The organism is Bizionia sediminis, from assembly GCF_042684585.1.
In the GTDB taxonomy this organism is placed as follows: Bacteria; Bacteroidota; Bacteroidia; order Flavobacteriales; family Flavobacteriaceae; genus Algorimicrobium; species Algorimicrobium sediminis.
The window spans coordinates 111,197-123,253 of sequence record NZ_JBHULS010000004.1; the positions used below are offsets into that span (position 1 = coordinate 111,197).

The following is a 12,057-nucleotide window of genomic DNA, read 5'->3' on the forward strand; positions in this document are numbered from 1 at the left end:
GTTAAATTGTTTATAAATTATTCAGGATTCTAGCGGCCTAAACGGTTAACAATGGTTATTTTCACACCATAAAAAAATAGAAAAGTTTGGAGAAGTATTTAAGCCAATTAAATGATGCGCAACTAGCGCCAACAGTACAAAAGGACGGACCAATGATTGTTATTGCTGGTGCCGGTTCCGGTAAAACGCGTGTATTAACTTACCGGATTGCCTACCTTATGAGTCAGGGAGTAGATGCGTTTAATATTCTGGCTCTAACATTTACTAACAAGGCAGCACGCGAAATGAAAGCCCGTATTGCTACAATTGTAGGCGAAAGCGAGGCAAAAAATTTGTGGATGGGAACATTTCACTCGGTTTTTGCTAAAATTTTGCGTTTTGAAGCCGATAGGTTGGGCTACCCAAGCAATTTTACCATTTACGATACCCAAGATTCCGATAAACTTATAGCCTCCATAATTAAGGAGATGAACCTGGATAAGGAGATTTACAAAACCAAACAAATTAGGTCGCGTATTTCTTCATATAAAAACAGCCTAATAACAGTTAAGGCCTATTTTAAAAATCCGGAGCTTATGGAAGCCGATAAAATGGCGAGACGTCCGTTGATGGGTGAGATTTACAGAAATTATGTGGATCGCTGTTTTAAAGCTGGTGTTATGGATTTTGACGATTTATTGCTTAAAACCAATGAGTTATTAACACGTTTTCCTGAAGTATTGGCTAAATATCAAGATAAATTTCGCTATATCTTGGTAGATGAGTACCAGGATACCAACCATTCGCAGTACTTAATTGTGCGTGCCTTATCAGATAGATTTCAAAATATTTGTGTAGTAGGAGATGATGCTCAAAGTATTTATGCGTTTCGTGGGGCGAATATTAATAATATTTTAAATTTTCAGAAGGATTACGACAATGTTAAATTGTTTCGGTTAGAACAAAATTACCGTTCAACAAAAAATATTGTTAATGCGGCCAATTCTATCATCGATAAAAACCAAACCAAACTAGATAAAATAGTGTGGACTGCAAACGAGGAAGGACCAAAAATAAAAGTAAACAGGTCCTTAACCGATGGCGATGAGGGGCGTTTTGTAGCGAGTTCTATTTTCGAGAATAAAATGCAAAACCAGCTGCCAAACAGCGATTTTGCAGTGCTGTACAGAACCAATGCACAATCCAGATCTATAGAGGACGCCTTAAGAAAGCGCGATATTCCGTACCGCATATACGGTGGTTTATCCTTTTATCAGCGTAAAGAAATTAAAGACGTTTTGTCCTATTTACGCTTAATTATAAACCCGGCCGATGAGGAAGCCTTAAAACGGGTTATTAATTACCCAGCACGTGGTATTGGGCAAACTACTATGGACCGCTTAGTGGTAGCGGCCAATAATTATGGAAAAACCATTTTCGAGGTTATTCAAAATATCGATACCTTACCTGTAAATATTCATGGTGGCGCACGTAACAAATTAAAAGATTTTACGACGCTTATTGAAAGCTTTCAGGTTATGAATAAAACAGCCAATGCCTTCGATTTGGCCGAACACGTTACAAAAGCCAGTGGCTTAATACGTGAATTAAAAAAAGACAGCACTCCTGAAGGTGTTGCCCGAATGGAGAATATTGAAGAGCTGTTAAACGGTATTAGAGACTTTGTTGAAGGGCAAAAAGAAATTGCCGATGCTACAGCCTCGCTAGCCGAATTTTTGGAAGATGTGGCTTTGGCTACCGATTTGGATGCCGATAAAGGAGACGCCGATCATGTGGCATTAATGACCATACATTTAGCCAAAGGACTGGAGTTTCCCTACGTTTATATAGTTGGCTTGGAAGAGGATTTGTTTCCCTCGGCTATGAGTTTGGGTACAAGAAGCGAATTGGAAGAGGAGCGCCGCCTATTTTATGTGGCCTTAACTCGTGCCGAAAAACAGGCTTATTTAACCTATGCCTTATCGCGCTACCGATGGGGTAAATTAATTGATGCCGAGCCTAGCCGTTTTATTGAAGAAATAGATGACGCCTATTTAGATATTATTACCCCCATACAAGAACGCCGGTTTAACCCCATGTTGGATGCCGACATTTTTGGGGACCCCGAACCAAATAAAGTACGATTTAAAAAACCAGTGCAGCCAACCTTAAAAAAGAAAGGACCACCGGTTTCAAAAGCAACAAAAAAAGAAGTACCAACCTCAAAAAACCTAAAACCTGTTAGTCAAACAAAAGGACATACCAATTTATTTGATGGCAAACTTGCTGTAGGGAATATGGTAGAACATTTAAGGTTTGGAAAAGGCGAAGTTTTAAAAATTGAAGGAACTGGTGCCGATGTAAAAGCCGAAATAAAATTTGATAACGGCGGGGTTAAAAAATTACTATTACGATTTGCCAAATTAGAAGTGATTGGCTAAATTTAAGGTATTTGAATAACCCAGTAAACGTGGTAAACAAGTGCTAAAAAGGTAAAATTTAATACCAAAAACTATGGCTGAATTTTTAAAAATTTACGAAGAAAACCCAAATCCGAAAGCAATTAAACAAGTGGTTGCTGTTTTAAAACAAGGCGGGTTAATTATTTATCCCACAGATACCGTGTATGGGTTGGGCTGCGATATAACCAACGTGAAAGCACTGGAGAAAATAGCCAGAATTAAAGGCGTGAAACTCGAAAAATCTAATTTTTCTTTTATTTGTCACGATTTAAGTAATTTAAGCGACTATGTAAAGCAAATAGATACGGCTACGTTTAAAATACTAAAACGCGCCTTGCCAGGACCTTATACCTTTATTTTGCCAGGTTCTAAATCCTTACCATCGGTTTTTAAAAAGAAAAAAACAGTGGGTATTCGGGTGCCAAATAACAACATTACTTTAGAAATAGTTAAGCAACTTGGTAATCCTATTATTTCTACTTCCATTCGCGATGAAGATGATGTTTTGGAATACACTACAGACCCTGAATTAATTTTTGAAAAATGGCAAAACCTAGTCGATTTGGTTATTGATGCGGGTTATGGTGACAATGTAGCTTCTACCGTTATCGATTTATCGGAAGAGACGCCGCAAGTAATTCGTGAAGGAAAAGGCAGTTTAGAAATATTTTAGCAAGGACCTCCTGTTTATTTTTTGTGCCTATTACAGAAACAATCGTAACAGGTAACGCGCATATTTCTAGTAAAAATAAAAAAGCTCAATTTTTTAAAATTGAGCTTTTCTTTAATTTTTGGAAATCTTAAATTATTTGCCGTCTGCGGCTAAATTTTTCATTTCTTTATCAATCATTTCGTAAAATTCGTCAATTTTAGGTAAAACAATTATACGTGTACGTCTGTTTTTAGCTCTGTTTTCAGCACTGTCATTATCTACTAATGGCTGATGTTCGCCACGGCCAGCAGCAATAAGTTGCTTGGAATCTACACCTAAATCTTCTAATACACGTACTACAGAGGTGGCACGCTTAACACTTAAATCCCAGTTATCAATTAAAGGTGGTTTGTTGTAAGGTACAGGATCTGTGTGTGCTTCAACCATACATTCAAATGACGGTTTAGATTTTACAACAGTAGCTACTTTTCCTAAAATTTCCTTGGCGCGTGTTGTTACACTATAGCTACCACTTTGAAACAATAGCTTATCGGCAATAGAAATAAATACCACTCCTTTTTCAACATTTACCTGAATATCAGGATCGTTAATACCTACTTCCTTTTTTAGGCTAGTTACAAGGGCTAGCATAACACTGTCTTTTTTACTTACAGCATCTTGTAAACGGGATATTCTTAAGTCTTTTTCTTTTAAACTTTCTAACGATTTTTCAACATTACTAGCACCTTTAGTGGTAAGCATGGTTAGCGATTCGTTACTGGATATTAAGTTTTCGTTGGCTTGCTTTAAATCGGCAATACGATCTTCTAAACCTTGCGCTTTGGTTAAGCAGGAGTTTAACTTTATCGTAGCAGTATTTAATAAATCTTGTGTTTCTTTTTGTTTGGCTTCTAGAGCAGCGTATTCCTTTTTGGATACGCATGAACCTAGCAGAAACATGGCGGAAATACTGAATAAAATTAGTTTTTTCATAATAGTTAATACGATTTTAGATGTTAATTGTTAACATACCAAAATTATATAAAAGATTAGTTCATTTCACAGCTATTAACAAAAACTTTAACAAATTTGTAAGCGGTTCATTATTAATTTATTAAATAAAGTAAGGGTGTATTTTAGCCATCTAAATTCATAAGTTTGGCAATTGTATCTTGGTTTGCTTCAGGCTTTGTGCTTTTGTTTCACGTATACGTCCCAAACTATGGATTTTGTTTGGTAATATCCTGGCTTCTTATTTATATATCGGCGTTTTTTTAGTAAGCTAGGCAGCTGGGTATAATAAACGAGGTGTGCTTTTAAAATGGCTACAATATGAAGGAATTTTAGGTTAAACAAAAACTTAAAACCAGCCAAACCGTCCAGGACAAGACGTGTAAAAATTAACAGAAATAAATTTCCTGACGCATTTTTAGTTACTGTATACAAACTGTTTCTAAAATTTAAATAGGTTTTTTTAGGATTGGCAGCGTTTAGGGTGGCGCCACCCACATGATAAACCTCCGCGCCACCAACATAAACTACTTTCAAATTTTTATTAAAAGCGCGCCAGCATAAATCGATTTCTTCCATATGGGCAAAAAAGGATTCATCAAAACCATTAAGTGCTTGAAAAACAGATTTTCGAATAAAAAAACAAGCTCCAGAGGCCCAAAAAATAGTGCTGGTGTTGTTGTATTGCTGAGTATCTTTTTCAATGCTATTAAAAACACGGCCACGGCAATACGGGTAGCCAAACTTATCTATAAAGCCGCCAGCAGCTCCAGCATATTCAAAATAATCTGGGTTTTTATAATCCAGAATTTTAGGTTGAATGATGGCTGTATCGGCGTTTTTTTCAAATTCGCTACGTATGGGTTCCAGCCAGTTTGCGGTAACTTGTACGTCGCTATTTAGAAGGCAATAAATGGGTTCATTAACTTGTTTTAACGCATCGTTATAGCCTTTCGCGTAACCACCATTTTTAGTGTTTTCAATAATGGTAACATTGCTAAAATGGGCTTTTACAAAGGCAATGGAGTTATCTGTAGAGGCGTTGTCGGCCACATAAATAGCAGCCTCATTGGAGTATTCTATAACGGATGGCAAAAACTGCTCCAATAATTTTTTTCCATTCCAATTTAAAATTACGACGGCTATTTTCATACGTTTTATTCTGTTAAGCTAGGTTGTAATGCGGTGTTTATAAAGCCGGTTTATTCTTGTTTATTATTTTGTATCCTTTTAGTTATGGCGTATAGTTGGGTAACTCCTTTAAAAAAACATAGCGCTCGGCTTGTAAATCCATCATGCAATAATAATGGTTTATGCCGTTTGTTACCATTAAATAATTGGCGTTTAGTGTGCGGTTATATTGCGCAATTTGGTCGAATGTACCCTGATTAATAGCAATGTTTGGCGCCTTGCACTCCACAATAATATGAATACTTCCATCTGGATTGTACACCACAATATCGTAACGTTTTTTAAGGCCGTTAACACGCAATTCTTTTTCTACATTTATAAGTGATTTTGGGTAATTTTTCTCCAACATTAAAACCTGTAGGCAATGCTGTCTTACCCATTCCTCTGGTTGCAAAATCACAAATTTTTTTCGAATGGGATCGAATATAGATACTTTATTTTCGCTATTTTTGAAACGAAACGAAAACTGCGTAAAATTAAGTGTTTGCATGGGTATTACCTAGAGTTTTGCCAAAGTTACGGTACAATAATGACATACCAAACGCTGTGCCCGCTTTTTGAAACACCCAGATAAAATAAAAATAGTAACAATTTTGGATGAAGTTAAACAACTGGTAGCCGATATAAAGAAACGGTATTTTAAACCTATTTATTTATTAATGGGCGAGGAGCCTTATTACATTGATAAAATTTCAAATTATATCCAAGAAACGGTTTTAACAGAAGAGGAACGCGGGTTTAACCAAATGGTACTGTACGGTCGGGATGTTACCGTGGACGACATAGTTGGTCATGCAAAACGGTTTCCTATGATGGCCGAATACCAAGTTATTATTGTAAAGGAAGCGCAGGATTTGCATAAGAGCATTGAGAATTTAGTGGCCTATACCAAAAACCCGCAGCCATCCACAATTTTGGTTTTAAATTATAAATACAAAAGTATTGATAAGCGCAAAGCCCTGTACAAAGCCATAAAAAAAGTAGGCCTTGTTTTTGAGAGTCCCAAGCTTTACGAAAACAAAATACCAAGCTGGATGAACCGTGTTTTGGCAGCTAAAAACTATAGCATTACCCCAAAGGCGGCCCTTATGCTAACTGAATTTTTAGGTACGGACTTGAGTAAAATTAGTAATGAGTTGGATAAACTGGTTATTATTTTACCAGAAGGCACACAAATTACGCCGGAGTTAGTTGAAGAAAATATTGGTATTAGTAAAGATTACAATAACTTTGAATTACACAAAGCTATTGCTTACAGAGATACTGTTAAAGCCCTAAAAATTGTAAAATATTTTGGAGAAAACCCTAAAGAGAATCCCATGGTGCTGGTTATAGGTTTCTTGTTTACTTATTTTAGTCGCATTTTACATTTACACGGTTTACACGACAAATCGCCTAGAAGTGTTTCGGCAGCCTTAAAGATTTCTCCTTTTTTTACAGAAGAATACATTGTAGCCGCCAAAAATTATCCTATGAAGAAGGTGAGTGCTATAATTTCGGATATTAGAACCTTCGACGCTAAAAGTAAAGGTGTAGGTGCGCAAGCAGTTAGTCAAGGTGACTTGCTAAAAGAATTGCTAGTACGTATTATGTATTAGTGTTTTTTGAAAATTTAACAAAATCCAATTTAAATTATAAACAATTGTTAAACAGTGTTTTAAATTCTGTTTAACGCTTATTATTATGTATACTAAAGGTATTAACTAATAACTTAAACATACATATAATGAAACATTTAAATAGTAAACGCGTAGCCATTTTAGCTACAAACGGATTTGAAGAAAGTGAATTAATTTCGCCTAAAAAAGCGCTAGAAGAAGCAGGCGCTCATGTGGATATTGTGAGTTTGGAATCGGGTACTATAAAATCGTGGACTGACGGAAATTGGGGTAAAACGTATGCTGTTGACAAAACGCTGGACAGTGTTTCGCAAAGCGATTATAACGCCTTAATGTTACCTGGCGGCGTGATCAATCCAGACGTATTGCGAAAAAACAAAAACGCCGTGAGTTTTGTGAAATCGTTTTTTGAAAATCACAAACCAGTTGCAGCCATTTGTCACGCACCTTGGTTATTAGCCGAAGCGGATGTTTTAAAAGGACGACAAGTAACATCTTACGATTCCATTAAAACCGATATTATAAATGCTGGTGCACACTGGGTAGACGAAGAAGTTGTGGTAGACAACGGATTGATAACAAGTAGATCTCCAGAGGATTTACCTGCGTTTAATGCCAAATTGGTAGAAGAGGTTTACGAAGGTAAACACGCCAGTCAGACAGCTTAATACAAACCACAAACCATTAAAAAACCTTAATAGCAGACCTATTAAGGTTTTTTGTTTTACACATTATCCAATTAATTCATTTAAAGCCAAATTATAATCGTGTTGTAAATCGGCGTGCAGGTTGCCAGCAATTTTTTTTATTCGGGTTATTTGGCTATTGTAAATATTCGTTAAGGTTGTATTATTTTTAATACTGGGCTTCAGTTTCATTAAACATGAACAGAAATGCAATAAAAGCTCTATTTCGGTTTCTTTTTTCAACGAGTATCGCGCATATTTTTTTATTAATCGTAAAATTTTACGCACACTTTTTTTAATATAAAAATAACTAGTGGTATTTATCTCGGAAAAGGCTTGGCTTATATGGGCTTTTACAAGCTGTATGTACGCATCTTCATCATGAGACTCAAATAATAAATAGGTGAGGAGCTCCTTGTTTTCTTTTTTAAATTTGGATAATCTTAAAACCAATGCTATTAATTCGCTATCCGTTTTATCCTGTAATTCTTTTTTTATGGTGGTAACGGAAACGGCTTTCATAGTATAAGGGTTATTAGCATGAAGGATTTCTTTTTATTTTTTATCCAAGGCATATTTACCTGGTCCAGCAAGAAAAATGACTACAAAGCCAACCAGATATAAAAGTGCTTTTTCTTTAACAAAAAAGTCGTCTTGAAGGTGTACAATAAAAGCAGCGACCACCATGGTTATGGCAGCAGGAATAGCAGCCAATTTGGTTTTAAAACCTACAATTATAAATAAAGGAGCCACTACCTCGCCAATAAGTGCTAATATTAAGGATACGGTTGGCCCTAAACCTAATGGATCGCCAAATTCTATGGGGCTTGCAAACAAACGTTCTATTTTAGGTATGCCGTGAGCCAACATCATACCAGACATACCAATTCTTAAAATAGCTAAAGCTAAATCTGTGTAATTTTTTGTAAACATAATTCTGTCTTATAAAATTTTTAAATCCGTTAGGATACGGGTTACTTACGCTTTTAAAGGTACTAAAAAAGAAAAAGACCTGTTCATTTTATTAAAAAAAACAGGTCTTATTAGTTAATGTATTGTTTGTTACATAGTTATTTAACGAAGTTTCGGGAAACTGCTTGGGTTTGCTTCATGCATTACATTGTAAACGGCTTCAAAAACATCTTCAACAGATGGTTTAGAGAAATAATCGCCATCCGTGCCATAAGCTGGTCTGTGTGCTTTAGCTGTTAGTGTTTCCGGCTTACTATCTAGGTGCTTATAAGCATTTTGTTTGTCCAAAATTTCGCTTAAAATAAAGGCCGAAGCGCCACCCGGTACATCTTCATCTATAACCATTAATCGGTTTGTTTTTGCTACACTTTTTACAATGTCATGATTAATATCGAATGGTAATAACGACTGTATATCAATAATTTCAGCATGTATACCAACTTCTTGAAGTTCTTTAGCGGCTTGCTCTACAATACGCAGCGTAGATCCGTAAGAAACTAATGTAATATCGGCGCCTTCGCGAATGGTTTCTACCACACCTAAAGGGGTTTTAAATTCACCAATATTTGTCGGCATTTTTTCCTTTAAACGGTAGCCATTTAAACATTCTACAATTAAAGCAGGTTCATCACTTTCCATTAAAGTATTGTAAAAACCAGCAGCTTTGGTCATATTTCTTGGCACTAACACATGAATACCACGAATTAAATGCATAACACCGCCCATTTGCGAGCCCGAATGCCAAATACCTTCCAGTCTGTGCCCACGGGTTCTAATTATTAAAGGCGCTTTTTGGCGACCTCTTGTTCTGTATTGCAAGGTGGCTAAATCGTCGCTCATAATTTGCAAAGCGTACAAAATATAATCTAAATATTGGATTTCAGCAATGGGGCGCAAACCGCGCATAGCCATACCAATACCTTGGCCTAAAATGGTAGCCTCACGAATACCAGCATCTGATACGCGCAATTCGCCATACTTTTCTTGCATGCCTTCTAAACCTTGGTTTACATCGCCAATATGGCCGGCATCTTCACCAAAAATAAGCGCTTCCGGATATTTGCTAAAAATAGCATCAAAATTATCACGTATTACCAAACGGGCATCTACATCTTCGCTAGAATCGCTATAAGTAGGCTTAACCTCTTTAATGTGTAAAGCAGATTTACTGGATTGCGAATATAAATGCGAACTGTATTTAGGTTGTATGGTATCTGTATAATTGGTAATCCAAGCAGTTAGCTCTTGTTTAGTCGCCGATGTTTCGTGCACCACATATCGTAACGCTTTTCTGGCTGTCGATAAAATATCTTTTCGGATGGGCTCTGAAATTTCAGCCAAATCATTTTTAAGTTTATCAATAAAAACGCGGTTGCTACTAGCAGCAGAAACGGTTTCTAACAAGGCAACTAATTCATTTTGCTCCTGTTTTAGTGGGCTTGAAAATGCCGTCCAAGCTGCTTTTTTACCATCGCGAACTTGCTTTTTAATTGTTTTTTCAAGAGCAGATAAATCATCATCAGTTGCAATGTTATTAGCTATTATCCACTCACGAAATTTTACATTACAATCAAATTCTGCTTCCCAAGCCAAGCGCGCTTCATTTTTATAACGCTCATGCGAACCAGATGTTGAGTGACCTTGTGGCTGTGTTAATTCCTGAACATGAATTAAAACAGGCACATGTTCTTCACGAGCAATTTTTGCTGCTTTTTGGTACGTTTCAATTAAAGTTGGATAATCCCAACCCATAACGCGTAAAATTTCAAATCCGTTTTGATCTTTTTCACGTTGGAAACCTTTTAATATTTCTGATATGTTTTCTTTAGTAGTTTGATATTTAGCATGTACAGAAATTCCGTATTCATCGTCCCAAACACTCATAACCATAGGAACCTGTAAAACACCCGCGGCATTTATAGTTTCGAAAAATAAGCCTTCACTGGTACTGGCATTTCCAATAGTTCCCCAAGCTACTTCATTACCTTTATTAGAAAAATGGGTGGTATTGATACCTGTTACATGTCTGTAAATTTTTGATGCTTGCGCTAAACCTAGTAAACGAGGCATTTGGCCGGCTGTAGGTGAAATATCTGCACTGGAATTTTTTTGCTCTAATAAATTATTCCAATTGCCATTTTCGTCTAAACTCTGTGTTGAAAAGTGACCACCCATTTGGCGTCCTGCCGACATAGGTTCGTCTTTTAAATCGGTATTACCGTAAAGACCCGCAAAAAACTGCTCGATATTTAAAGCGCCAATAGCCATCATAAATGTTTGATCGCGGTAATATCCAGAACGGAAATCGCCATTTTTAAACGCTTTAGCCATCGCTAATTGAGGTACTTCTTTACCATCGCCAAAAATTCCAAATTTTGCTTTACCAGTTAGTACTTCACGGCGTCCAAGCAAGCTACATTCGCGAGAGGTTACGGCCAAGGTATAATCGTTTAAAACTTCTGTTTTAAAATCTTCAAAAGATAGGTCTTTATTTACTTCAGAGTTTGCTTTCATAGGTGACTAGGTATTTTTGCAAAGGTAATTATTAAAACTAATATTTACAACGCAATAAGGTGTTATAAAAATAGTGTATTCTTATAAAACACCTGTTTTTGCTGAAATGTTTTCAATAAAACCAGATTAAATGAAATTCTGTTACAGATTCTGTAGTGAAAATAAGAATTGGTACTTAATTAGACCATTAATAGTAATGTGATAAAACTAAAACTAATAGTGTTTTAAAATTCAAAGTTATAATAAACCTGGTTTTTTGGGTAAATGCCGCTCTTATGCAAATACCAAACACTTTAAAATAGGTGATTAGGTAATTAGTTAATAATCAATTTTCTAAAGGAATTACTGAAGAAACATCTTGCAAATTATGTGTTTTGCATAAAATTAGTATGTTTAATAACTATCTCAAACTAGCTTTCCAATTGATAGCCCCAAAATTAATCGTATGAATACAGTTATTAATGTTTTAATTATGGATGATCATCCCATAATCATTGGCGCTTATAGACGTGCGTTAGAAGAACTTTCTAAAAGTAATCCCGAATTTTCTTTCTGTATATTTCAAGCCACAGCAATGGATGAAGCGCTTGATTTGATTGATAAAAAGTTTTCGCGAAATAAATTAGATTTACTCATTTTGGATATAAGTATGCCAAAAAGCAAAAGAAATAATTTACATTCAGGGGAAGATTTAGGTCAACATGTAAATATTAAACTCGAAAATTATCCAGATACGGAATTTGAAGTTTTAAACGGAATAGTTAATAACATATCTTTAATTCCTGATAAAGATGGTTTGTATTTAATAGATGTAAAACTTCCAGAAAAATTAATGACGTTGTACAATAAAAAAATAGATTTCAAGCAAGAAATGAGAGGTTCTGCTGAAATTATTACAGAAGATTTAAGATTAATTGAGCGTTTCTTTTATCTATTTAAAGAAATACTAAAAAGATAAAACCTTTAAACTA

The 12,057-nt window shown here is 35.7% G+C and carries 11 protein-coding genes; 5 read left to right on the forward strand and 6 right to left on the reverse strand.

Features of this window, described 5'->3' with window-relative positions; translation table 11 throughout:
- Positions 1 to 86 precede the first annotated feature (86 nt).
- Both ACFSQP_RS10225 and ACFSQP_RS10230 read left to right on the forward strand, forming a co-directional pair.
- Positions 87 to 2,420, forward strand: coding sequence for an ATP-dependent helicase (locus ACFSQP_RS10225; RefSeq protein WP_376894074.1), 2,334 nt, complete (start codon positions 87 to 89; stop codon positions 2,418 to 2,420).
- A gap of 73 nt (positions 2,421 to 2,493) precedes the next feature.
- Positions 2,494 to 3,114 carry an L-threonylcarbamoyladenylate synthase gene (locus tag ACFSQP_RS10230; protein ID WP_376894076.1) on the forward strand — a complete coding sequence of 207 codons (621 nt, stop codon included), beginning with the start codon at positions 2,494 to 2,496 and terminating at the stop codon, positions 3,112 to 3,114.
- Positions 3,115 to 3,246: 132 nt separating this feature from the next.
- Here the strand turns inward: ACFSQP_RS10230 and ACFSQP_RS10235 are convergent, their stop codons facing one another.
- From ACFSQP_RS10235 to ACFSQP_RS10245, 3 genes are all read right to left on the reverse strand, one after another.
- Positions 3,247 to 4,086 carry an OmpA/MotB family protein gene (locus ACFSQP_RS10235; RefSeq protein WP_376894078.1) on the reverse strand — a complete coding sequence of 280 codons (840 nt, stop codon included), beginning with the start codon at positions 4,084 to 4,086 and terminating at the stop codon, positions 3,247 to 3,249.
- Positions 4,087 to 4,275: 189 nt separating this feature from the next.
- Positions 4,276 to 5,256 (reverse strand): glycosyltransferase, encoded by a 981-nt coding sequence (locus ACFSQP_RS10240; protein WP_376894079.1) that lies wholly within the window; start codon positions 5,254 to 5,256, stop codon positions 4,276 to 4,278.
- Between the two features lie 82 nt (positions 5,257 to 5,338).
- Positions 5,339 to 5,785: a type I restriction enzyme HsdR N-terminal domain-containing protein gene (locus tag ACFSQP_RS10245; protein ID WP_376894081.1), complete on the reverse strand. Its 447-nt coding sequence runs from the start codon at positions 5,783 to 5,785 to the stop codon at positions 5,339 to 5,341.
- Positions 5,786 to 5,888: 103 nt separating this feature from the next.
- On the opposite strand from ACFSQP_RS10245, the gene holA reads away from it, so the two are divergent.
- Together holA and ACFSQP_RS10255 are read left to right on the forward strand one after the other, a co-directional pair.
- Entirely contained in the window at positions 5,889 to 6,893 is a 1,005-nt protein-coding gene (holA, locus tag ACFSQP_RS10250; RefSeq protein ID WP_376894330.1) for a DNA polymerase III subunit delta, read from the forward strand.
- A gap of 128 nt (positions 6,894 to 7,021) precedes the next feature.
- Positions 7,022 to 7,582, forward strand: coding sequence for a type 1 glutamine amidotransferase domain-containing protein (locus ACFSQP_RS10255; RefSeq protein ID WP_376894083.1), 561 nt, complete (start codon positions 7,022 to 7,024; stop codon positions 7,580 to 7,582).
- 63 nt (positions 7,583 to 7,645) lie between these two features.
- On the opposite strand, the gene ACFSQP_RS10260 is transcribed toward ACFSQP_RS10255, so the two are convergent.
- From ACFSQP_RS10260 to ACFSQP_RS10270, 3 genes are all read right to left on the reverse strand, one after another.
- On the reverse strand, positions 7,646 to 8,122 hold the full coding sequence (locus ACFSQP_RS10260; protein WP_376894085.1) for a hypothetical protein: 477 nt from the start codon (positions 8,120 to 8,122) through the stop codon (positions 7,646 to 7,648).
- 33 nt (positions 8,123 to 8,155) lie between these two features.
- Complete coding sequence (locus tag ACFSQP_RS10265) at positions 8,156 to 8,533, reverse strand: DoxX family protein (protein WP_376894087.1); 378 nt, start codon at positions 8,531 to 8,533, stop codon at positions 8,156 to 8,158.
- A 141-nt stretch (positions 8,534 to 8,674) separates the two neighbouring features.
- Entirely contained in the window at positions 8,675 to 11,086 is a 2,412-nt protein-coding gene (locus tag ACFSQP_RS10270; RefSeq protein ID WP_376894089.1) for an alpha-ketoacid dehydrogenase subunit alpha/beta, read from the reverse strand.
- A 445-nt stretch (positions 11,087 to 11,531) separates the two neighbouring features.
- Here ACFSQP_RS10270 and ACFSQP_RS10275 point away from each other — a divergent pair, with 445 nt between their 5' ends.
- A complete protein-coding gene (locus ACFSQP_RS10275) occupies positions 11,532 to 12,044 on the forward strand; it encodes a hypothetical protein (protein WP_376894091.1) in 513 nt (170 codons plus the stop codon).
- Positions 12,045 to 12,057: the final 13 nt, after the last annotated feature.

Excerpts from the sequence above, each read along its gene's own strand:
- ACFSQP_RS10230 (WP_376894076.1), top strand. The coding sequence starts at position 2,494 with ATGGCTGAATTTTTAAAAATTTACGAAGAAAACCCAAATCCGAAAGCA.
- ACFSQP_RS10235 (WP_376894078.1), bottom strand. The coding sequence starts at position 4,086 with ATGAAAAAACTAATTTTATTCAGTATTTCCGCCATGTTTCTGCTAGGT.
- ACFSQP_RS10240 (WP_376894079.1), bottom strand. The coding sequence starts at position 5,256 with ATGAAAATAGCCGTCGTAATTTTAAATTGGAATGGAAAAAAATTATTG.
- ACFSQP_RS10245 (WP_376894081.1), bottom strand. The coding sequence starts at position 5,785 with ATGCAAACACTTAATTTTACGCAGTTTTCGTTTCGTTTCAAAAATAGC.
- ACFSQP_RS10255 (WP_376894083.1), top strand. The coding sequence starts at position 7,022 with ATGAAACATTTAAATAGTAAACGCGTAGCCATTTTAGCTACAAACGGA.
- ACFSQP_RS10260 (WP_376894085.1), bottom strand. The coding sequence starts at position 8,122 with ATGAAAGCCGTTTCCGTTACCACCATAAAAAAAGAATTACAGGATAAA.
- ACFSQP_RS10265 (WP_376894087.1), bottom strand. The coding sequence starts at position 8,533 with ATGTTTACAAAAAATTACACAGATTTAGCTTTAGCTATTTTAAGAATT.
- ACFSQP_RS10270 (WP_376894089.1), bottom strand. The coding sequence starts at position 11,086 with ATGAAAGCAAACTCTGAAGTAAATAAAGACCTATCTTTTGAAGATTTT.
- ACFSQP_RS10275 (WP_376894091.1), top strand. The coding sequence starts at position 11,532 with ATGAATACAGTTATTAATGTTTTAATTATGGATGATCATCCCATAATC.